The organism is Pseudomonas aegrilactucae, from assembly GCF_019168305.1.
Classification (GTDB): domain Bacteria; phylum Pseudomonadota; class Gammaproteobacteria; order Pseudomonadales; family Pseudomonadaceae; genus Aquipseudomonas; species Aquipseudomonas aegrilactucae.
On the sequence record NZ_JAHTBI010000071.1, the window covers coordinates 1 to 22,306 of the forward strand.

The following is a 22,306-nucleotide window of genomic DNA, read 5'->3' on the forward strand; positions in this document are numbered from 1 at the left end:
CGCGGCGCTTCGCTGGCAAGTCGAATCGTCGCACCGCAGCTCCCACATTTGTTGCAACGCACCATGGCCTGTCAGATTTGAGTTGTAAGCCTTGTTTGTTCGGCAACAGATTGCGGTGGGGCCGTCAGCTCGGCCACAGATCCCAGTGCCCCCAAAAAGCCCCATCCCCTCTACCCCCGAAACAGGGGAGTCACTGGGCCAGTTCCCCCAACTGGCTTGGCTTTAAAACGCAAGCCACTGATAAATAATGACTTTCACACATGGCGCGGCCCTTGCAACCCCCTCGCAAACGACCCACCGCACCACCTGAGGCACGCCCCGATGATCACGATCAAAGGCAATGTCCTGACCCCCCTGATGCAACTGGCGCTGTGCATGCTCGGCCTGCAGTCCTTCGCCGAAGCCGCCATCCGTTGCGAACGCACTCTGGTGGCGAACATCGTCGCCTTCGACCAACCCATGATGTTCAACCGCCTCGGCGCACAGAATGCCAACGGCATGATGTTCGCCCTGCGCCGCGACGTGGTCGACGAGCACAATGTCTCGCTGGCCCAGGGCGGCGCCGCCGTGCCAGGCAAGGTCGCGCTGCGCCCCGACAAGCGCCCGCGGCCAATCGTGCTGCGGGTCGCCGCCGGTGACTGCCTGACGGTCAACCTGCACAACCTGCTGGCCTATCAGGCCAACCCCAACAAGCACCTCACCGATGAACACCTGGACCCGATCGTCGATGACCAGGTCACCGACCGCCACGTGGGCTTTCAGGTCAACGGCCTGCAAGCGGTGAACAGTATCGGCGATATCTCGGCCAACACCGGGCGCAACGCCAACTTCCTGGTCGCCCCAGGCGCCACCCGCAGCTACACCCTGTACGCCGAACGCGAAGGGGCCTTCGCCGCCACCAGCAAAGGCGCCACCTTCGGCGGTGAGGGCAGCGCAGGCAACGTCGCCAACGGCCTGTTCGGCCAGGTCATCGTGGTGCCCAAGCTGGGGCGTACCTACCGCAATACCCTGACCGAAGAGGAAATGCGCCTGAGCACCACCGGCCGCGCGCCCACCGGCCAACCAGTGGTCGACTACCAGGCACGCTACCCGCAACGCGAGCCATGGGTCACCGAAGGCAAGGCCGGCATGCCGATCATCGCCATGGTCGACGGCGCCGAGATCATCTCCAGCGAGGCCGATGCCATTGTCATGGGCCCCAACGCCGACGGCAGCTTCCCGCCCTCGACCTACCCGCTGGAAAGCGTGGGCAAGCGCAACCCGGCACTGCCCAACCGCCTGGAGCCGTTTCGCGACTTTTCGTCGGTGTTCACCGACGAGGCCGCCGTCACCCAGGCATTCCCCGGTTACTGGGCAGACCCGGTGATGGGCCACGTGCTGGAACCGACCCGCGACTCGTTCATGATCAACTACGGCTCCGGCGGCATGGGCGCCGAGGTGGTGGCCAACCGCCTGGGCGTGGGGCCGATGCACGATTGCCTGTCCTGCGCCTATGAAGAGTTCTTCCTCAGTTCGCACACCGTGGGCGACGTGGCCATGCTGGTGGATGTGCCTGCCAACGTCGGCCTGGAAAACATCCGCCCTGGCGAAGTGCCCGACCCCAGGGACACCGGCGTCAAGGCCAGCATGGCGCTGTACCCGTCGGAGCCGGCGAACGTCAACCACAGTTACATCGGTGACTTCGTCAAGTTTCGCAACAGCCACAATGGCCATGAGCAGCACATCTTCCACCTGCACGGTCATCAGTGGCTGTTCAACCCCAATGACGACAACTCAGACTATGTGGACGCCCAGGGCATTGGGCCAGGGGTGGGCTACACCTACGAGATCGCCAACGGCGGCTCGGGCAACCGCAACCGCGTAGCCGGCGACGCGATCTATCACTGCCACTTCTACCCGCACTTCGCCCAGGGCATGTGGAGCATGTGGCGGGTGCACGACGTGTTCGAAGAGGGCACGCGCCTGGAGGTGTCCGAGCAGGGCGCCGATGGCTACCACACCCAACCCTGGGCCCTGCGCAGCGGCAAGCCGGTGCCCGGTGCACGCGCCTTGCCCGACGGCGAAATCGTCGCAGGCACACCGATCCCGGCCATCGTGCCACTGCCGGGCAAAGCCATGGCGCCGATGCCGGGCAAGGTCGCCGTGGTGCCAAAAATGGCCGAGACCCTCGTTGCCGAGCACGATGACGACGAAGACCAAGAGCAGGGCGATGACCACAGCGGCCCGCATGAAGGCACGCTCAAGGCCATCGGCTCGCTGGTACTGGTGGACCGCAGCGAGGCCAACCGCAATGCCGACGGCAGCCTGAAAAACCCTGGCTATCCGTTCTGGATCGGCGGCATGGAAAGCACCGTGGGCCAACGGCCGCCAACCCCGCCGCTGGACATGCTCGACCCGGCCAAGGCCCGTGCCCTGCGTGACAGCGGCAACCCGCTGTGGGCCAACCTGGACCCGGCCCAGGTCGACGGCTGGGACGGCGGCCTGCCGCGCCATGCGCTGGACGGCGTCACCGCCGGTGGCGAGGCGACGGTGACCACCACCGCGCTGGATTTCTCCAAGCAGATCACCCGCGCCAAGGCCGTGTTCCTGCCCGAGGAGGGCACCGAGGTGGAACAGGCCGCCATGGCCTACCACGCCAAGCTCAACCACCCAAGCTTTGCCCTGTTGCCCGGCAGCCAGCTGGTGGCACGCGACTTCCGTACCAACGGCGCGCCGCCCACAGCCGGCGCACCCTACTACGAGCCGTGCATGGACGACCGCGCCAAACGCCTGACCCAGTCCTCCGGCGCGGGCGAGTTCAACAGTGGCGAGCGCCTGGACGCCATGAGCTTCAGCGGCACCTCGCCGTTCACCGCCGACCGGCCGCGCATCTACAAGGGTGCCAACATCCAGTTCGACGCGGTGTACAACAAGGTCGGCTACCACTTCCCGCAGGCGCGCATCATCAGCCTGTGGGAAGACGCCTGGTCGGTGATCAACAAGCAGCGCCCGCCTGAACCACTGGTGATGCGCATGAACACCTTCGACTGCGTGATGTACGTGCACACCAACCTGATCCCGTCGTACTACGAAATGGACGACTACCAGGTGCGCACCCCCACCGACGTGATCGGCCAGCACATTCACCTGCCCAAATGGGACCTGACCGCCGCCGATGGCTCGGCCAACGGCTGGAACTACGAGGACGGGATTCTCTCGCCCGGTACCGTGGTCGAGCGCATCGAGGCCATTCGCGAATTCAACGGTTGCCAGGCCGGCGACCCACGCGAAGGCACCGAACTGTGCCCGCACGCCAAGCAGCACCCGTTCTTCGGGCGCTATGGCCGGGCCGACTGGCTGGGCGCACGCACGGCCATGCAGCGCTGGTTCACGGACCCGGTGGTCAACGTGCACAACGTCGACCGGGGCCTGGGCACCATCTTCACCCACGACCACCTTGGCCCATCGACGCACCAGCAACTGGGGCTGTACGCCACCGTGCTGGCGGAACCGGCCAACTCCACCTGGTACCACGCCGAAACCGGCGAGCAGCTGTACAACCCGGCCTTGCGCCAGGACGGCGGGCCGACCTCGTGGCAGGCCGTGATCGCCACCGGTGACCACGATAACGACGGTCGCAACGACAGCTACCGTGAGTTTTTCCTGGAATACAGCGACTTCCAGCACGCCTATGAAGCCGGTGTGTATGTGGGCGCAGGGCCCGATGGTGTGCCCAATGCGCAGGCTTTCCCGGCCACCGCCGACAGTTTCCGCTACGCCATCAACCCGCCCGTGCGGCAGAAGGCGTCCAACCTGCTCGAAGCGGTGGTCGAGTCACGTGGTGGCCTGTCGCCGGGCTGTCCGAGCCGGCCGTGCCCGCAGGCGATCTCGGTGGATGACCCGGGCATGTTCGTCGTCAACTACCGCAACGAGCCGCTGGCGCTGCGCGTGTACGACCCCAACAAGGTCGCCCCGGACGGCAAGCGCGGAATGCAGGCCGACGGCCTGGCCGGCGACCTGGCCTACGCGATGCAGAGCCGCACCGACCGCGCGATCCCGGCGATGAACCTGTCGCCGGCGGTGATCACCTCGGCCGTCGGCCCCACCGGCGGCACCACGCAGTTCCCGCCCCACATCAACAAGGCCGGGGCCGAACCGGGTGACCCGTTCACGCCCATGTTGCGCACCTACTCGGGCGACAACGTACGGCTGCGCATGCATGCCGGTGGCCATGAAGAGGAGCACAACGTGACCTTGCACGGGGTCAAGTGGCTGCAAAGCGGTTCGGGCTTCGGCAGCAGTTCAAACTCCGGCTGGCGCGCCTCGCAGATGATCGGTATCTCCGAGCAACTGGGTTTCATGTCGCCGGTGTCGATGCTGTCCAGTTCCGCAGCGCCCAACGGTGACTACCTGTACTCGCTGGACGCCGCGCTGGAAGGCTACTGGAACGGGATCTGGGGCGTGATGCGCAACTACACCGCCAGCCGCAGTGACCTGTTCGCCCTGCCCAACAACCCGCAGCCGATGGGCGTGCGCAACACCGTGGCGTTCGACGGCATCTGCCCGCGCTACACCGCCAACCCCAATGGCATCGGTACCCGCCCAACCGTGCAGCGCAGCTACGAGGTGGTCGCGGCCCTGGCCAACGACATCCTGGGCAACCCGCTGGGGGTGAGCATCAACGACCCCAGCGGGGTCGGCCAGCACGTCGGCGGGCCGCTCAAGGCCAACGGCGGCACCCTGGTGTACAACAGCCGTAGCACCAGCATCGCGCAGGTGACCGTGGTGGACGAGGAGGACGGTGAAACCTTCACCCTCGGCGGCCACGCCGGCCCGCTGCACGACCCGACGGCTGTGCTGTACGTGCGCAAGGCCGACCTCGACCCGGCCACCGGCAAGCTCAAGGCCGGCGTGCCGATCGAGCCGCTGGTGCTGCGCGCCACTGCCGGCGACTGCATCAAGGTGACCCTGGAAAACCGCCTGCCACTGGTGATGCCGGACCTGGCCAGCACCGCCGTGATGCAGAACGTGGTCAAGCGCGACCGCAACGCCAGCGAGGGCTCCACCGCGTTCAACAACAACCTGATGCGGCCATCCAGCCATGTGGGCCTGCATGCGCAACTGCTGGCCTATGACGTGACCAAGTCCGATGGCGTCAACGTCGGCCAGAACCCGGTGCAGACCGTACCGCCTCGGGCCGGCAACAGCGGCGCCTACCCCAGCAAGGTGTACCAGTACTACGCCGGGCACCTGGAGCGTGAAGGCAAGCCGGTGCTGCAACTGGGGCGCAGTGTGGACAACATCAACAACACTGCCATCGAGTTCGGCGGCCTCAACCTGACCCCGGCGGATGTGATCAAGCAGGGTCAGAAAGGCCTGGTGGGTGCCATGAGCATCCTGCCGCAGACCGCCACCTGGACCGAAGACACCGCCAGCCGCGCCTCGGCCACCGTCACGGTGAGCGGGCAGGCCGCCTACCGTGACTTCGCCACCGTGTGGCAGCGTGCGCTGAACATGCGCTGGGCCGACGGGCGCCCGGTGGAAGGCATCGCCACCGAAGGCAACGGGGTGCCGGGGGATCCGAAGGACAACTCCGGCATGGCCATCAACTACAAGAGCGAGCCGCTGTGGTTCCGTTTCGGCCTGGCCCCGGATGCACCGTTCGGGCATGCCGACGGCAACGGCTGGGCCGACGTGCCCAACGCGCACATGGCCTACAGCAATGCGCTGGTCGGCAGCGACCCGCAAACCCCGGTGCTGTGGGCCAAGCCCGGCCAGCCGTTCCGCACCCACGTGCTGATGCCGACCGGCGGCAGCCGTGGCGTGACCTTCCAGCTTGATGGGCACCTGTGGTCGCAGCATGCCTTCCAGGCCGAGAAGTCCGACCTGGGCGGCTACCCGATGAGCCTGCCGGGCATCGGTTCGGTGCGCTTCGCCTACAACCCGCTGTCGATGTACATCGGTGCCCAGGAGAGCGTGCTGCCGGCGGCGCACTTCAGCTTCATGCACCCCAGTGCCGGGGGCGGCAATGGGGTGCCGGGTGACTACCTGTTCCGCGACTACGCCGCCTACGGCAATGCCTCGGGGCTATGGGGGATTCTGCGGGTCACCAACGAAACACCGCCGACAACGGCACCGGCGCAGTAATCAGGCAAGGAGAACAGGCCATGAACAAGAAGAATCGACCGCTGTACCTGGGGTTGTTGGCGGGGGTGCTGCTGATGGGCGTGGGGGTGGCCTACGAAAGCCTGTGGTGCGACCCGCGGGCGCCGATCGGCGCTGCCGGCGAGCCCGAGGGCGCGCGTCGCCTCAGCCGCGACGGGGTGACCGTGGAGTTCGAGGCGCAGCCACTGGCCGCTGCGACCGGTCTGGTGGAGGGGGGGCTACGCCAACATCCGTTTCAAGGTCACCGAGCAGGCCACCGGGCAGCCGTTGTCGGGGGTGTCGCCGGGGGCCTGGATCGACCCGGCGCTGACCGGCGACGCCGCCCGCGACCGCGCCAAGAGCTGCAAGGCGCGGGTGGCACTGTTTCTCAAGAGCAGCATCGGGGCCCGGCCGTTGATGGACCTCAACAGCTACTTCCTGCTGGTGATGAACAAGGACGCCAGCCTGACCGTGATCGACCCGTCGGTGTCGGTGGGGGGCGTCACCAGCACCCTGGCGCGGGTCGGCCTGAGCGCCGCGCCGATGGACTGGGTGGCCAGCAGCGATGACAAGCAGGTGTATGTGTCGATGCCCCAGGCTGGCAAGGTGGCGCTGATCGACACCGCCACCTTTACCCGGGTGGAGGACATCGACGCCGGCCAGCAGCCGGTGCGCATGGCCCTGCAACCTGACCAGCGCCGGGTGTGGGTGGGCAACAACGCGAGTGACCCGGCGCGCAGCGGCGTGACGGCGATCGACGTGAAAACCCGCCAGGCCGTGAAGTTCTTCGCCACCGGCGCCGGGCACCACGAGCTCGCCTTCAGCCAGGACTCGCGCTACGTGTTCGTCAGCAACCGCGACAGCGGCACCCTGAGTGTGATCGACGCCAGCGACCTGAGCCTGGCCAGGACCGTGAAGGTCGGCCCGCACCCGCTGTCGGTGGCCTATTCGGCGCTGTCCCAGGCGGTGTACGTGGCCGATGGGCAAGACGGCAGCATCAGTGTCATCGATGCGCGCAGCCACGCCGTGCGCACCCGCATCCAGGCCGAGCAGGGCCTGGGCCCGATGCGCTTCAGCAACGACGGGCGCTTCGGCATTGCCCTCAATACCCTGGAAAATCGCGCGGTGGTGATCGATGCCAGCAATGACCGGCAGGTGCACAACCTCGAGGTCTCGGCCGAGCCCTACCAGGTCACCTTCACCTCGGCCTATGCCTATATCCGCGGGCTGGCCTCGCCCAAGGTCACCATGATCAACCTGTCGACCCTGGGCGAAGGCCGCCAGCCGATCATCCAGGGCTTCGATGCCGGGCCGGCCGCACCGCGCCAGGCTGGCGACCTGCCGCTGGCCCAGGGCCTGACCACCGCGCGTGACGAGAACTCGGTGTTCGTGGTCAACCCGGTGGACAACACCACCTACTTCTACGCCGAAGGCATGAACGCGCCGATGTCCGGCTACGCCAACCGCGGCCACAGCGCCCGTGCGGCGCTGGTCATCGACCGCAGCCTGCGCGAAGAGGCGCCGGGGGTGTACAGCTCGACGGTCAAGCTGCCGGCGGCGGGCACCTTCGATGTGGCGTTCCTGCTCAACCAGCCGCAGATCATCCACTGCTTCAGCACCCAGGTGGCGGCGTCGCCCACGGCGCCGCACCGCCAGACGCCACGGGTGGAGTTTCTCAACGACCGCCCGACGGTGCAGCAGGGCAGCCCGTTCGTGGCGCGCTTTCGCCTGGTCGAAGGCAGCGGCGAGCCGCGTCGGGGTGTGCAGGACCTGAACGTGCGCTACTTCCTGGCACCGTCCTCGCGGGCCTTGAACAGCCAGGTGCGCGAACTGGGCGACGGGGTGTACGAAGCGCCGTTGCAGCTGGCCGAGGCGGGCGCCTGGTACCTGCATGTGCAGGCACCGTCGCTGGGCAGCGCGTTTGCCGAAAAGAACTACACCAGCCTGCGGGTGCTGCCCGCCAAGGCGCAGTGACCCACTGATCGATACGCGAGGAATGCGCGATGAAGCCAATCGAAGCTTGCAGAGTGTTTGCCCTGTGCCTGTGCACCCTCGGCGCCGCCGTGGCCCACGCCCATGGCGGCGCGGACCACGCCGGCCACGGTGCGCCAGCGGCCCGGCAGGAGAAGACCCAGGTGCGGTTTGCCGACGTGTCGCTGCTGGACCAGCACGGCATGCCGGTGCGCCTGGAGCAGGACCTGGTCGGCGACAAGCTGGTGGTCATGGGGTTCATCTACACCAGTTGCACCACGGTGTGCCCGGTGGTGTCCTCGATCATGGGCAAGGTCCAGCAGCAACTGGGCGGGCGCGTGGGGGAGGAGGTGCAACTGGTGTCGCTGAGTGTCGACCCGCAGCGTGACGACCCGCAGCGCCTGCTGGATTACTCGCGCACCTTTCAGCATGGCGCGGGCTGGAGCTGGTTGACCGGCACGCCTTACGCGGTGATCGAAACCCTCAAGGGCCTGGGCAGCTGGAGCCCGGACCTGGGCAGTCACCCGCCGCTGATCCTCGTGGGTGACGGGCGCAGCGGCCACTGGACGCGCTTCTACGGCTTCACCGACCCGGCGCTGCTGGTGGGCGAGATCGACCGCCTGAGCGCCCGCCGGGTACACGCCAAGCACACTGCCATTGCCCAGGAGCAACTGCCATGAGTACTGCAGCCACGCGTATCGGCATGCGCCCCCTGGACTGGCTGGTGCTGGGCGCCTGCCTGTGGATCCTGGCCTCGGTGGCGCTGGCCCATGAAGGGCACCCGGCGCCGCCCAGCGCGACCCCGGCCAACCTGCCGAGCACCGGCACGCACGATGCGCAGACCTGGTTCACCGACAGCCAGCTGGTGGACCAGAACGGCCGGCCGGTGCGCTTCTACAGCGATGTGCTGAAAGACCGGGTGGTGCTGCTGAATGTCATCTTCACCCACTGCAACGATGCCTGCCCATTGATCACACGCAAGCTGCGCGAAGTGCGCGAGGCGTTGGGTGAGCCGCTGGCCAGCCAGGTGTTGTTCATCTCGATCACCAGCGACCCCGGCAACGACTCGCCGGCGGTGCTCAAGGCGTTTGCGCAGAAGCAGGGGGTAGACGGGCCCAACTGGTTGTTCCTGACCGGCGAGCAGGCCGAGATCGACCGTGTGCTGGCGCGCCTGGGGCACATGCTGCCCAGCCCCGAGCAGCACTCCACGCAACTGATTGCCGGGGATGTGGCCGGCAAGCGCTGGAGCAAGATCCGTCCGGATGCGCCGTCCCAGGCGATCGCCCAGCGCCTGCAACTGCTGACCCAGCCGCTGGCAGGGCGTTGAGCCATGAACCGCGCGCGCTGGCTGGTGCTGCTGGTGTGGCTGCAACTGGGCGCCAGTGCGACCGCGCTCGAGTTGACGGCGCAGGAAGCCGCGGGCAAGCGGCTGTACCGTGAGGGTGTGTCCAGCAGTGGCGCGCAGGTGATGGCGCGGGTCGGCGCGGCCGACATGAGTGTGCCAGGCAGTGTCCTGGCGTGTGCCAATTGCCATGGCAAGGACGGTATGGGCAAACCGGAGGGGGGGGTGCGACCGCCCGTATTGAGTTGGCAACGGCTGGCGCTGGGCAGCGGCACACGCCAGGCCAACGGGCGTGAATACCCGGCCTATGGCGAGGCCAGCCTGGCGCGGGCGATCCAGCAGGGGCGTGACCCGGCGGGCAATCGCCTGGACCCGGCCATGCCGCGCTTCTCCCTGGCACTGGCCGACCAGCGCAACCTGACCGCCTACCTCAAGCGGGTGGCCGAGGAGCGTGATCCGGGGCTGCAGGACGCCACCTTGCGCCTGGGAACACTGTTGCCCGCCAGCGGCGAACTGGCGCAGGCGGCGCACGTGGTCGAGGGCGTGCTGCAGGGTTACATCGCGCGTATCAACGCCGAGGGCGGTATTCATGGGCGTCAGTTGCACCTGGTGGTGCTCGACCCGGGGCCGGACCGCGCCAGTGCCCAGCAGGCGCTGGAGCGCTTGCTCGGCCCTGAGCAGGTGTTTGCCCTGGTGATGCCCATGGCGCCGGCGTTGGAGGGCAGCCTGGCGGCGCAGCTGGAGGTGGCGGGCGTGCCGTTGGTGGGGGCGCTGAACGACGAGCCGTACAGCCGGCAGATCTTTGCCCCGTTGCCGGGCCTGCGTGAGCAGCTGCTGAGCCTGGCGGAGTATGCCGAGACGAGCTTGCAGGCGCGCCAGGGGCCGACGCTGATCGTGTTTGGCGATGCGACCCAGGCGGTGCTGGCGCGCCGGCTGCAGGCGGATTTGCGTGAGCGCGGCTGGGCGCAGGTGCAGGTTCAGGCGGTCGAGGGGCCGGTGGCGCCGGCGCAGGTGGTGTTCTACCTGGGCCAGGCGGCGGTGTTTGCCCGGTTGACGGCGGCGTTGCAGGCGGCGGGGCAGACCCCTTACCTGCTGGCGGCGTCGAGCCAGGTGGGCGGTGAGGTGTTGCAGGTGCCGGAGCAGTGGTCGCGGCGGCTGTTTCTGGCGTACCCGTTCATCCCCAGTGACTGGAGTACGGCGGGGCGTGCGGCGTTGGCGCAGGTGCGCGAGCGCCAGGGGCTGGATGGGCGTCAGGCGCTGCTGCAGGTGGGGGCGTGGTGCTCGATGGTGCTGCTGGAGCAAGGCCTCAAGCGTGCCGGGCGTGATGCGAGCAGGGACAAGCTGGTGACGGTGCTGGAGAGTTTGCACGATGTGCAGACCGGGCTGACGCCGCCGTTGAGTTTCGGCCCGGGGCGCCGCCAGGGCATGGCGGGTGCGCATGTGGTGACGCTGGAGTTGCCGGGGCCGATGTTCTATCCCGTGGCGCCGTTGGCCAGGCCGTGAGAAGAGGAGTGTGGAGCATGTCGCCAGCGCTGCAGATACCGCGTAGCAACCGGCACCGCATCGATGCCATCGCGGGTCGAGCCCGCTCCCACAGGCCCCCTGTACCCGCAAGCCTTGCGCTGTGCCTGTGGGAGCTGGCTTGCCAGCGAAGCAGGCACCGTGTACCCACGGGCACCGCGCGGATGCTTTCGCCGGCAAGCCGGCTCCCACAGGATCCTCGTGGCCGCAAGCCCTGCGCTGTCTCTGTGGGAGCTGGCTTGCCAGCGAAGCAGGCACCGCGCGGATGCTTTCGCCGGCAAGCCGGCTCCCGCAGGCTCCCTGTGCCCGCAAGCCTTGCGCTGTCCGTGTGGGAGCTGGCTTGCCAGCGAAGCAGGCACCGTGTACCCGCGGGCACCGCGCGGATGCTTTCGCCGGCAAGCCGGCTCCCACAGGCTCCCTGTGCCCGCAAGCCTTGCGCTGTGCCTGTGGGAGCTGGCTTGCCAGCGAAGGACTCACCGCGCATCACCTGGCACCACACCCATCATCCGCAACGTCAGTGCCCACGGGCATTGAACCGAGGTGAACCGTGAAAATCTTCTTCCTGCTGGTGCTCTTCGTCCTTGCCGTCGCCCAGGTCATGCTGCTCAAGGCCGACGAAGGCGGCGCGCTCGCCGCGCGGGTCAATGGCACACCCATCAGCCAATACCGACTCGAACGCTACTTCGCCGAGTACCTGCAAACCCAGAACCGCCCCCTCACCAGCATCCGCAGCCCAAGCCTCTACCAACGCCTGCGTGAACAGGCACTCGAGCAACTGATCGACAAGGAACTGCTCTGGCAGGAAGCACAACGGCGCAACATCCACATCAGCGACGCCACCGTGCAGGCGCAGGTCGAGCAACTGCAGCAGGCCATGGGCGGCGCACAACGCTTCGAGCAGGCACTGGCCGATGCCGGGTTCGATCACGTCTCATTCGCGAACTACACTCGTCATGAACTGGCGGCCCAACAGGTCTACCTGCAAAGCCTCAATACCGCAGTGCCCGCACAGAACCAATCGCAGGGCAAGCCAGTCGAAGGGGAACAGGGACGGGCAATGGCAAACTACAACCTCACCGAGCGAGAGCAGGCACAGGCGCCCCAGGCGCTGCTGCAGCGCCTGCGCGCCGGCAGCCGCATCGAACGCATCGACGCACGCTGAGCACTGTCCCCACTGTTGGGGACAGCGGTAGGGGCAAAGTGCCATCCTGCCCCCGTGATTGGGGACAAGGGTGTTGGCTGCCTGCACCATCCTGAACATAATCAACACGATACAGCGGTAGTAACCCCCCCGTCGTGTCTGGCACGAAGCGTGCGTAAGCCTCTGCAAGGCCGCACTCAGCCAGACCGGGAATCCGGGACTGAGCCGTTTCGAGGAGTCGACCTTGGTGAACACAGTTTTGGTAGTCGATGACGAACAGACCCTTGCGTTGAACATCCAGGCATATCTGGAGAACCAAGGCCTGAACGTCCATGTTGCCCACGACGGAAGCAGCGCCATCAAACTGGCTGCCGAACTCCAACCCGACGTGGCAGTGCTCGATTTCCGCTTGCCCGATATGGAGGGGTTTCAGGTTCTGGAGGCTGTGCGCAAGAACAGGGACTGCCACTTTGTGCTGATCACCGCCCACCCGACCGCCGAGGTCCGTGAGCGGGCCAACCAGCTAGGCGTCAGCCACATCCTGTTCAAGCCTTTTCCGCTGGCGGAACTGGCCCGTGCAGTCTGCGACCTGACCGGAATCAAGCGCGAGGCCAAGGCCTCGGTCAACACGGACACAGGGTTCGTCGAACGACGCCAGGGCAGGAACCTGAGTTTCCCCCTGCAGTTGTACGACGGCAGCTGGGTACTGGCAGATCGCAGACGCAACAACGCGAAACCGCCAGGCCCTGACGACGACCAACTGCTCACCGGGGAATAGCGCGCGAGCAGAGCTGAAGATGGCTTGCCGCGCCCCGCGTCGGAGAGCAAGCCATGGAACCGTTGTCGCTCGTCGTTGTGCCGCCCCCCGCAGCCCCCGCGGCGCCGCTTGACCGTCAAACGCTGGCCCAGGCCCGGGCCCACGCCGAACACAGTGGCGAACGCATGCTCGACAGCCTGCGCACCCTCGCCAACCTGACCCCCGCCGACTTTGTCCAGCGCCTGGGCGCCACCCTGCATTACCCGGTACTCGACAGCCAGGCACTGTTCGCCGCCACGCCGCGCTTCGACCGGGTCAGCCTGGCCCAGTGCCTGAAACGCGAATTCATCCTGGTCGAACACGCAGGCCTGCTGCTGGGCGTATTCGCCGACCCTTTTGATGCCGCCCGCCTGGCCTGGATCGACGACTGCCTGCAGGGCGCGCCGCTGTACCTGGTGCAGGCGGCCGACCTGACCGGCTTTCTCGCCCGCCACGAAGAGAGCTTTCATGCCGTCGATTCGCTGGACACCGAAGGCGACGCCGGGGTGGAGCTGGAAACCCTGCAAAGCCTGTCGCTGGCCAGCATCAGCGAAGACCAGAGCCGCGTGGTCAAGCTGGTCAACTCCACCTTGTACGACGCGCTCAAGATGCACGCCAGCGATATCCACCTGGGCGTCACCGGCAGCGGCCTGGTGATCAAGTACCGCATCGACGGCGTGCTCAACAGCATCAGCAAGGTCAGCGGCAGCGAGTTCGCCGACCAGGTGATCTCGCGCATCAAGGTCATGGCCGAACTGGACATCGGCGAAAAGCGCGTGCCCCAGGACGGCCGCTTCAAGATCGGCATCAGCGCCCGTCAGATCGACTTTCGCGTATCGATCATGCCCAGCATCTTCGGCGAGGACGCGGTGCTGCGGGTACTCGACAAGCAGGACCTGAGCGACCGCGTCAGCGGGGTGCAGCTGCAGGCCCTGGGGTTCGAGGACCACACCCTGCGTGCCCTGCGCCGGCTGGCCGGCGAGCCCTACGGGATGATTCTGGTGACCGGCCCCACCGGCAGCGGCAAGACCACCACCCTGTACGCGATGATCAGCGAGATCAACCACGGCGTGGACAAGATCATCACCATCGAAGACCCGGTGGAATACCAGTTGCCAGGCGTATTGCAGATCCCGGTCAACGAGAAGAAGGGCCTGACCTTTGCCCGCGGCCTGCGCTCGATCCTGCGCCACGACCCGGACAAGATCATGGTCGGTGAGATCCGCGACCCCGACACCGCGCAGATCGCCGTGCAATCGGCGCTCACCGGCCACCTGGTGTTCACCACCATCCACGCCAACAACGTGTTCGATGTGATCGGCCGCTTCAGCCAGATGCAGGTCGACCCCTACAGCTTTGTCTCGGCGCTCAATGCCGTGCTGGCCCAGCGCCTGATCCGCCTGGTGTGCCCGCATTGCGCCACGCCCCATCAGCCCGGCGAAGAAGAACTCTGCGCCTCGGGGCTGCAGGCCGGCCAGGTGGACGCCTACCGCTTCGTGCTCGGCAAGGGCTGTGGCCAGTGCCGGGGCAGCGGCTATCGCGGGCGCACCGCGATAGCCGAGCTGCTGCACCTGGACGACGAGCTGCGCCAGATGATCGTCGAACGCCAACCGATTGCCCGGATCAAGGCCCTGGCCTGCGAGCGCGGCCTGCGCCTGTTGCGCAGCTCGGCGCTGGAGCTGGTGCGTGATGGCCGGACCACGCTGGAGGAGATCAACCGTGTCACATTCGTCGCCTGATCGTTTTATCGCCGTGCTCGGCGCCAGCGGCGTGGGCCTGGCCCGGCGCCAGGGCAGCACGCAGCAGTGGCTGGGCAGCGTGGCGTTCATCGCCGAACGCAGCCAGGCCTGCAGCGTCGCGCTGGACACGTTGCACGGCCTGCTTACCGCGCACAGCACGCGCGGCGCCAGCCTGAACCTGGTGGTGTCGGCGCAGTTCTGCCGCTTCTGCCTGGTGCCGTGGAGCGCCGAAATCAGCCGCACGCCGGAGCTGCAGGCCTACGCCCAGGCGTGTTTCGAGGAGCACTACGGGCAACGCCTGGAGGACTGGCGCATCCTGCTCTCGGCCGAGCCTGCCGGGTGCGCGCGGATCGCCGCCGCGCTGCCCGAGGCGCTGTTGCAGCGGGTCAGCACCCTGAGCCATGACGCAGGCCTGGTGCTGCGCTCGGTGCAGCCATACCTGATGACGGCCTTCAACTACTTTGTCGGCGAATTCGAACACCCCGATTTTCTGTTCGTGCTGGCCGAGCCGCAGCGCAGCGTGTCGATGCTGGCGCGCGCCGGGCGCTGGGTGCAGGTACGTGCGCAGGCCGGGGCCGACAGCGACGAGGCGTTGCGTGCCTTGTTCGCCCGTGAATGCGAACTGCAGGCCGGGCAGGGTGAGGCGACGCTGCACCTGTGCCTGCATGCGCCCGGCCGCGTGCAGACGCGCCCGACGCTGGACACTGTAGCCCTGTGCGAACTGCCGGCCGCCGACGCGGCCGTGCACGACGTGCTGTGCTGCATGTCACAGGCGGTGGTGTGATGCGCCGCCTGGCGCTGGACTTCCAGCCCCGTCGGCGTGGCCCGCTGGCCTGGGTGCCCGCCGTGCTCGGCACGGCATCGCTGGTGGCCGTGGTGGTGCTGCAACAGCACCTTGGCCAGACACAGGCCCGGTTGCAGCAGCAGGTGCAGCAGGCCGAGCAGCAACTGGGTGTGCGCCCGCGCAGCCAGCCCGGCCTGACCCCGGCACAAAGCCGTGAGCAGGCCGAAAGCCTGGCGCAGATGCGCAGCGTTTCGCAACAGCTGCAACGGCCGTGGGAGCGCCTGTTCGCGATGCTCGAAGCCTTGCCGCAGGACGACGTGGCGCTGCTCGTGCTGAGCCCCGATGCACGCAAGGGCCAACTACGCATCAGTGCCGAGGCCCGCGACCTGGAGGCGATGCTGGCCTTTCACAAGCGCCTGGAGGCCAGTGCGCAGCTGAGCGATGTATCGCTGCTCAACCACGAGATCCAGGCCAAGCAACCCGAGCACCCGGTGCAGTTCAACCTGTCGGCCAGTTGGGAGAGCGGCGATGCACATTTCTAGCCTGATCGTTCACGAACACCTGCAACGCCTTGGCTGGCCACTGCTGGCCGGTACCGGGCTGTTGCTGCTGGCGCTGCTCTACGGCGCCAGCCTGGTGCCGCAGTGGCAGCAGGTGAATGCCCTGCGTGACCGGCATGCCCAGCTTGCCGAACAGGTGCGTCAGCTCAAGCGCGGTGAGCGCCAGGTGGCGGTGCAGGCCGCGGACCCGCTGCAGGACCTGCACCGGCAACTGCCGGCCCAGCCCCAGGCGACCGAGGTCATCGAGCGCCTCTACGCCCTGGCGCGTGCCGAGAAAATCACCCTGGCGCGTGGCGAGTACGCCCTGGGCGTGGACCCCAAGACCCGCCTGGCGCGCTACCAGATCCTGCTGCCATTGCGCGGCAGCTACCCGCAGATCCGTCGCTTCCTGCACGCGCTGCTCGGCCAGATGCCGGCGCTGGTGCTCGAGGACATCGACCTGCAACGCAAGCGCATCGGTGACAGCGAACTGACCGGTCGCATCCGCATGACCCTTTTTCTGTCGAGGTCGTGATGAACACTCAACGCATGCTCGGCTGGTCGGTGTTCCTCGGGGTGGCCGTCGTGCTGGCCTGGGCGCCGGGCTATTTCTTCGCCGAACCCGAACCCGAAACCGAAAGCGCCGCCCTGGCCGCCCGCGCCGTCGCGCCCAAGGTACCGGCCGGCAACCCTCAGGCGGTCGCCGCCAAGGCCAGGGCAGCGAGCCCGGTGGACCTGTTTGCCAGCAAGAGCTGGAAGCCCGCCGCGGTGCTGGCCAGCGTCACCGAACAACCCGCTGCGGTGGTCGACCCGGTGGTGATACCGGTGGCGCCGGCCTTGCCGTTCCAGTTCGTCGGGCGCCTGGACGATCGCGACGACCAGCAGGTGTTCCTGCAGAGCGGCGAAAAACTCTACGTCGTGCGCCGCGGCGACGTGATCGACGACACCTATCGGATCGAGCAGATCTCCGCCACGGAGCTGAGCCTGGTCTACCTGCCACTGCACCTGTCCCAGACCTTGTCTGTAGGGAGCGCACCATGAGTTCGCCACGCCTTCGCACTACCGCACCGTTCCTGCTGCTGGCGCTGTTCGTGGCCGTGGCCGGCTGTGGCACCAGTGGCGTCCGCAAGGACGGCCAGGCCCTGATCAACGAGGGGCAATACGAGGCGGGCCTGGCCACCCTCGAACAAGCCCTGGCCGAGGCGCCGCGCGATACCGAGCTGAACATCGCGCTCACCCAGGGCCGCGCCAAGGCGGTCGAGAACCTGCTGGCCCAGGGCGACAGCGACCGCAGCCGGCATGACTTTGGCGGGGCACGCATGGCCTACGGCCGGGTGCTGACCATCGAACCGCAGAACCGCCGCGCCCAGGAAGCAGTGCGCCAGATCGAACAGTTGCGCAACATCGGCGAACGCACCGCGCTGGGCCAGGCGGCGCTGCGCCAGGGCGACCTGTTCGGTGCCGAGCGGCACATGCGTGAAGTGCTGCTGCTCGACCCGCAGAACGAAGGCGGGCTGGCCCTGCGCAAGGACATCGAGCGGGTGCAGAGCCGCACCGCGCAGCCCAACCCGCAACTGCGCAGCAAGCTGGACCGGCCGGTGACCCTGGAATTTCGCGACGCCAACCTCAAGACCATCTTCGAGGTGCTGTCGCAGGTGGCGGGGCTGAACTTCATCTTCGACAAGGACCTGCGCCCGGACATGAAAGCCACCATTTTCGTGCGCGATGTGCGCATCGAGGACGCCGTGGCGCTGCTGCTGGAGCAGAACCAGCTGCACCAGAAGGTGGTGAACGACAACACCCTGCTGATCTACCCCGACTCGCCGCAGAAGACCAAGGATTACCAGGAACTGGTGATGCGCACCTTCTACCTCACCAGCATCGACTCCAATACCGCGCTGAACATGGTCAAGACCATGCTCAAGACCCGCGACGTGTTCGTCGACGAGCGCCTCAACACCCTGACCATGCGTGACACCCCCGATGCGGTGCGCATGGCCGAGAAGCTGCTGCAGTCCCAGGACCAGTCCAACCCGGAAGTGGTGCTGGAGGTGGAAGTGATGGAAGTGGCGCGCTCGCGCATCCTCGACCTGGGCCTGCAATGGCCCAACACCTTCGGCGTGCTGTCCAGCGACGGCACCGGGGTGAGCGTGCTCGACCAACTGCGCGGCATCAACTCCTCGCGCATCTCCATCTCGCCCTCGCCGCAGCTCAAGATCAACGCCGCCGACAAGGACATCAACACCCTGGCCAGCCCGGTGATCCGCGTGAGCAACCGCGAGCAGGCGCGCATCCACATCGGCCAGCGTGTGCCGATCATCAGCGCTACCTCGGTGCCCTCGACCCAGGGCCCGGTGATCACCGAAAGCGTGACCTACCTGGATGTGGGCCTGAAGCTCGAAGTGCAGCCCATCGTGCACCTGAACAACGAAGTGGCGATCAAGATTGCCCTGGAGGTCAGCAACGCCACGCCGCTGGAGCCAACCCGCCAGGGCACCATCCCGGTCCAGGTCGACACGCGCAACGCGCAGACCACGCTGCGCCTGCACGACGGCGAAACGCAGATCCTCGCGGGGCTGGTGCGCAACGACCATGACGCCAGCGGCAACAAGATCCCCGGGCTTGGCGACATCCCCGGCCTGGGCCGGCTGTTCGGCAGCAACAAGGACAACTACGGCAAGTCCGAGCTGGTGCTGTCGATCACCCCGCGCATCGTGCGCAACCTGCCGTACCAGAGCCCGTCGGACATGGAGTTCTCCACCGGCACTGAAACCAGCATGCAGATCCGCAACCTCAACCGCAGCGGCGAAGTGGCCGGGCAGGGTGATCAGACCCCGCTGGTGGCGGTACCGAGCGCAGTGAGGCCCTGAACCATGAAACGCAGCCACGGCGGTTTCACCTTGATCGAAGTCATGCTCACGCTGGCACTGGTCGGCCTGCTGGCCGCGATTGCCGCGCCGCTGACCGAAACGCTGGTGCGCCGGGGCAAGGAGCAGGAATTGAAGGCCGCCCTCTACCAGCTGCGTGACGCCATCGACGCCTACAAACGCGCCTATGACGCCGGCTACATCGAAAAGAGCCTGGACGGCAACGGTTACCCGCCCAGCCTCACGGTACTGGTGGACGGCGTGCGCGATGTGCGCAGCGCCAAGGGCGCCAAGTTCTATTTCTTGCGCCGCATCCCCCACGACCCGCTGCGCCCGGCCAAGCGCGACGACGCCGGCGGCTGGGGCCTGCGCAGCTACGACAGCCCGGCGCAGAGCCCGCGCGAGGGGCAGGACGTGTTCGACGTGTATTCCCAGGCCCCCGGCAAGGGCCTCAACGGCATCGCCTACGGCGAGTGGTGAACAGCATGCGCCCGAGCAAAGGCTTCACCCTGATCGAACTGCTGGTGGTGATGGCGATCATCGCAACCCTGATGACCATCGCCATGCCGCGCTACTTCAACAGCCTGCAGACCTCCAAGGAAACCACGCTGCGCCAGAGCCTGGCGGTGATGCGCGAGGCGCTGGACCACTACTACGGCGACACCGGGCATTACCCCGAGTCGCTGGAGCAACTGGTCGAGCAGCGCTACCTGCGCGCCGCCCCGCTGGACCCGATCACCGAGCGGCGCGACCTGTGGCAGGTGCTGCCACCGCCTGAAGGTACGGCCGGCAGCGTGGGCGATATCAAGAGTGGTGCAACCGGGAGGGCCCGTGATGGCAGCCTCTATGCAGAGTGGTAAGCGCGCCCAGGATGGCTTCACCTACCTGGGGGTGTTGCTGCTGATCGTGCTGATGGGCATCGGCCTGGCCGCCACCGGCGAGCTGTGGTCGACCGTGGCCAGGCGCGAGCGCGAACGCGAGTTGCTGTGGGTGGGGGCGCAGTACGCCCAGGCGCTGCGCAGCTACTACCGCAGTTCGCCGGGCCTGGCGCAGTACCCGCAGACCCTGGACGAACTGCTGGAGGATGCACGCTACCCCAACCCTCGTCGGCACCTGCGCAAGCTGTACCGCGACCCGATCACCGCCAGTGACGACTGGGGCCTGCTGCGCTCGATCGACGGGCGCATCACCGGGGTCTACAGCCGCTCGCAGGACACGCCACTCAAGCAGTCCGGGTTCAACGCGCAGTGGGCCGATTTCGAAGGCGTGGGGCACTACGCCGACTGGCAGTTCGCGGCCGAACGCGCCTTTGTCGACAACGCCCGCAAGGCCACCCGCGCAGGGGCCGGGCAATGAACCGCGCACTGCGTGTCGCCGCACTGCTGCTGGTGCTGCTGGGTGCCCAGGCACGGGGCGCGGAGGAGGACGAAATGATGGGCTTTATCGTCGACGCCACCATTTCGCACATCGGCCACGACTTCTATTACAGCTTCACCGAGCGGCTGCGTGCCACCAGCCGTCTGGATTTCAACCTGGTGGTACGTGAAAAGCCGGATGCCCGCTGGGGCAGCCTGGTGACGGTCGAGTACCAGCAACGCTTGATCTACCGGCGCTTTCTGCCACCCAACACCGTGGAACTCAAGGAGGCGGCCTTCGAGGCCGCCGACCTGGTCAAGCAGGAGATCATCCGGCGCAAGCTGGAGTCGCTGCTGCAGGACACCACCGATCTGGAGAGGGACGAGCTATGAACAACAACTACAAAGCCTGCAGCCTGGCGAGTGTCGTGCTGCTCAGCGTGCTGGCCGGCCAGGCCGGTGCCACCGAACTGGTCTACACCCCGATCAACCCCTCGTTTGGCGGCAACCCGTTGAATGGCACCTGGCTGCTCAACAACGCCCAGGCGCAGAACGACTACGAAGACCCGTCGATCAAGAGTCGCACCGGTGTTGCCGGTACCACGGCGCTGGAGCGCTTTACCAATCAGCTGGAGTCGCGGTTGCTGTCGCAACTGATGGACAACATCTCCACCGGCAACACCGGGAGCATGTCCACCGACTCTTTCATCATCAACGTGATCGACGATTCCGGCTCATTGAGCATCCAGGTGACCGACCGGGCCACCGGCGAGGTTTCGGAAATCCAGGTCAACGGCCTCAATTGAGCCGCCGTGCGTGAATGGGGAGTGAGCGACATGAAACGACTACTGAGCGTATTGCTGGTGCTGGCGACCTTGCAGGGCTGCGGCCTGCGTGAGCCGATGCCGGCCGATGACACCGAGAGCCCGACCCTGACCCCGCGTGCCTCGACCTACTACGACCTGCTCAACATGCCGCGGCCCAAGGGCCGGCTGATGGCGGTGGTGTACGGGTTCCGTGACCAGACCGGGCAGTACAAGCCGACCCCGGCCAGTTCCTTTTCCACCAGCGTGACCCAGGGCGCGGCAAGCATGCTGATGGACGCGTTGCAGGCCAGTGGCTGGTTCGTGGTGCTGGAGCGCGAAGGGCTGCAGAACCTGCTGACCGAGCGCAAGATCATCCGCGCCTCGCAGAAAAAGCCCGACACCCCGGTGAACATCCAGGGCGAGCTGCCGCCGTTGCAGGCGGCCAACCTGATGCTGGAGGGCGGCATCATTGCCTACGACACCAACGTGCGCAGTGGCGGGGAGGGTGCGCGTTACCTGGGCATCGACATCTCGCGTGAATACCGTGTCGACCAGGTGTCGGTGAACCTGCGCGCGGTCGACGTGCGCAGCGGGCAGGTGCTGGCCAACGTGATGACCAGCAAGACCATCTACTCGGTGGGGCGCAGCGCTGGGGTGTTCAAGTTCATCGAGTTCAAGAAGCTGCTGGAGGCCGAGGTGGGGTACACCACCAACGAGCCGGCGCAGCTGTGCGTGCTGTCGGCCATCGAGGCGGCAGTGGGGCACCTGCTGGCGCAGGGCATCGAGCGGCGGTTGTGGCAGGTGGCGGGGGATGGGAGCGGGGACACGGCGGTGCTGGACAAGTATTTGAGCCAGTATCAGCAGCAGTGATGCGCGCCAGGGCACCCGGTGCTGGCCCAGGTAGGCGCAACCGAGGATTGCCACCAGGCACAGGCACAGGGTTTTCAGTCGGGGGGCAGACACCGGTGAGGTCCTGGGGTGGGGAGGGTGGCGAATGATAAGGGGCGGGTGCGGTGGTCACAAGTGCAGGATGGGGGGGCGGCTGTGATGGGTATTCATCTTGTGCCAGCGCGCTCGATTTTATGTGCGCTGGAGATGTGTTGGCTGGCACATGGGCCCCACCGAAAATCTGCTGCCGGGCCACCAAGGCTTGCAACCCAAATCTCACAGGCCATGGTGCGTTGCAACAGATGTGGGAGCTGGCTTGCCAGCGAAGCGCCGCGCGGGCGGCGCTCGATCTCATGGGCACTGGAGATGCATTGTCTGGCACATAGGCTCAACCGAGATATTGGGCCAGACCCTCTCGAGGAACCCCTAATCAC

18 protein-coding genes and 1 pseudogene are annotated in these 22,306 nt (G+C 66.9%); all 19 read left to right on the top strand.

From position 1 onward, the window contains the following. Positions 1 to 321 precede the first annotated feature (321 nt). The 19 genes and pseudogenes from mnxG (at position 322) to KUO17_RS19085 (ending at position 21,854) form a co-directional block, all read left to right on the top strand. Complete coding sequence (mnxG, locus tag KUO17_RS18995; protein WP_217977061.1) at positions 322 to 6,126, top strand: manganese-oxidizing multicopper oxidase MnxG; 5,805 nt, start codon at positions 322 to 324, stop codon at positions 6,124 to 6,126. A 20-nt stretch (positions 6,127 to 6,146) separates the two neighbouring features. Next, a pseudogene (locus KUO17_RS19000) lies at positions 6,147 to 8,097 on the top strand (cytochrome D1 domain-containing protein). Between the two features lie 29 nt (positions 8,098 to 8,126). Next, entirely contained in the window at positions 8,127 to 8,774 is a 648-nt protein-coding gene (locus KUO17_RS19005; protein ID WP_217977062.1) for an SCO family protein, read from the top strand. Continuing rightward, a complete protein-coding gene (locus tag KUO17_RS19010) occupies positions 8,771 to 9,421 on the top strand; it encodes an SCO family protein (protein WP_217977063.1) in 651 nt (216 codons plus the stop codon). The genes KUO17_RS19005 and KUO17_RS19010 overlap by 4 nt, the downstream gene beginning before the upstream one ends. Positions 9,422 to 9,424: 3 nt before the next feature. Continuing rightward, complete coding sequence (locus KUO17_RS19015) at positions 9,425 to 10,939, top strand: cytochrome c/ABC transporter substrate-binding protein (protein WP_217977064.1); 1,515 nt, start codon at positions 9,425 to 9,427, stop codon at positions 10,937 to 10,939. A gap of 565 nt (positions 10,940 to 11,504) precedes the next feature. Beyond that, positions 11,505 to 12,119: a SurA N-terminal domain-containing protein gene (locus KUO17_RS19020; RefSeq protein WP_341869634.1), complete on the top strand. Its 615-nt coding sequence runs from the start codon at positions 11,505 to 11,507 to the stop codon at positions 12,117 to 12,119. Between the two features lie 223 nt (positions 12,120 to 12,342). Beyond that, positions 12,343 to 12,876: a response regulator gene (locus KUO17_RS19025; RefSeq protein WP_217977065.1), complete on the top strand. Its 534-nt coding sequence runs from the start codon at positions 12,343 to 12,345 to the stop codon at positions 12,874 to 12,876. A gap of 53 nt (positions 12,877 to 12,929) precedes the next feature. Beyond that, positions 12,930 to 14,633: a GspE/PulE family protein gene (locus tag KUO17_RS19030; RefSeq protein WP_217977066.1), complete on the top strand. Its 1,704-nt coding sequence runs from the start codon at positions 12,930 to 12,932 to the stop codon at positions 14,631 to 14,633. Next, entirely contained in the window at positions 14,614 to 15,417 is an 804-nt protein-coding gene (locus tag KUO17_RS19035; RefSeq protein WP_217977067.1) for a DUF1244 domain-containing protein, read from the top strand. The genes KUO17_RS19030 and KUO17_RS19035 overlap by 20 nt, the downstream gene beginning before the upstream one ends. Continuing rightward, positions 15,417 to 15,959, top strand: coding sequence for a PilN domain-containing protein (locus tag KUO17_RS19040; RefSeq protein ID WP_217977068.1), 543 nt, complete (start codon positions 15,417 to 15,419; stop codon positions 15,957 to 15,959). The genes KUO17_RS19035 and KUO17_RS19040 overlap by 1 nt, the downstream gene beginning before the upstream one ends. Beyond that, positions 15,946 to 16,491 carry a type 4a pilus biogenesis protein PilO gene (gene pilO, locus KUO17_RS19045; protein WP_217977069.1) on the top strand — a complete coding sequence of 182 codons (546 nt, stop codon included), beginning with the start codon at positions 15,946 to 15,948 and terminating at the stop codon, positions 16,489 to 16,491. Before KUO17_RS19040 ends, pilO begins: the two co-directional genes overlap by 14 nt. Beyond that, on the top strand, positions 16,491 to 16,997 hold the full coding sequence (locus tag KUO17_RS19050; protein WP_217977070.1) for a hypothetical protein: 507 nt from the start codon (positions 16,491 to 16,493) through the stop codon (positions 16,995 to 16,997). The genes pilO and KUO17_RS19050 overlap by 1 nt, the downstream gene beginning before the upstream one ends. Then, on the top strand, positions 16,994 to 18,826 hold the full coding sequence (locus KUO17_RS19055) for a secretin N-terminal domain-containing protein (RefSeq protein WP_217977071.1): 1,833 nt from the start codon (positions 16,994 to 16,996) through the stop codon (positions 18,824 to 18,826). The genes KUO17_RS19050 and KUO17_RS19055 overlap by 4 nt, the downstream gene beginning before the upstream one ends. A 3-nt stretch (positions 18,827 to 18,829) precedes the next feature. After that, on the top strand, positions 18,830 to 19,303 hold the full coding sequence (locus KUO17_RS19060; protein WP_217977072.1) for a type II secretion system protein: 474 nt from the start codon (positions 18,830 to 18,832) through the stop codon (positions 19,301 to 19,303). Positions 19,304 to 19,308: 5 nt separating this feature from the next. Next, positions 19,309 to 19,683, top strand: a complete 375-nt coding sequence (locus KUO17_RS19065; RefSeq protein WP_217977073.1) for a type II secretion system protein — start codon at positions 19,309 to 19,311, stop codon at positions 19,681 to 19,683. Beyond that, on the top strand, positions 19,658 to 20,179 hold the full coding sequence (locus tag KUO17_RS19070) for a type II secretion system protein (RefSeq protein WP_217977074.1): 522 nt from the start codon (positions 19,658 to 19,660) through the stop codon (positions 20,177 to 20,179). The genes KUO17_RS19065 and KUO17_RS19070 overlap by 26 nt, the downstream gene beginning before the upstream one ends. After that, entirely contained in the window at positions 20,176 to 20,571 is a 396-nt protein-coding gene (gene csgE / locus KUO17_RS19075; RefSeq protein WP_217977075.1) for a curli production assembly/transport protein CsgE, read from the top strand. The genes KUO17_RS19070 and csgE overlap by 4 nt, the downstream gene beginning before the upstream one ends. Then, positions 20,568 to 20,984: a curli assembly protein CsgF gene (locus KUO17_RS19080; RefSeq protein WP_217977076.1), complete on the top strand. Its 417-nt coding sequence runs from the start codon at positions 20,568 to 20,570 to the stop codon at positions 20,982 to 20,984. Before csgE ends, KUO17_RS19080 begins: the two co-directional genes overlap by 4 nt. Before the next feature lie 30 nt (positions 20,985 to 21,014). Continuing rightward, positions 21,015 to 21,854 carry a CsgG/HfaB family protein gene (locus KUO17_RS19085; protein ID WP_217977077.1) on the top strand — a complete coding sequence of 280 codons (840 nt, stop codon included), beginning with the start codon at positions 21,015 to 21,017 and terminating at the stop codon, positions 21,852 to 21,854. Positions 21,855 to 22,306: the final 452 nt, after the last annotated feature.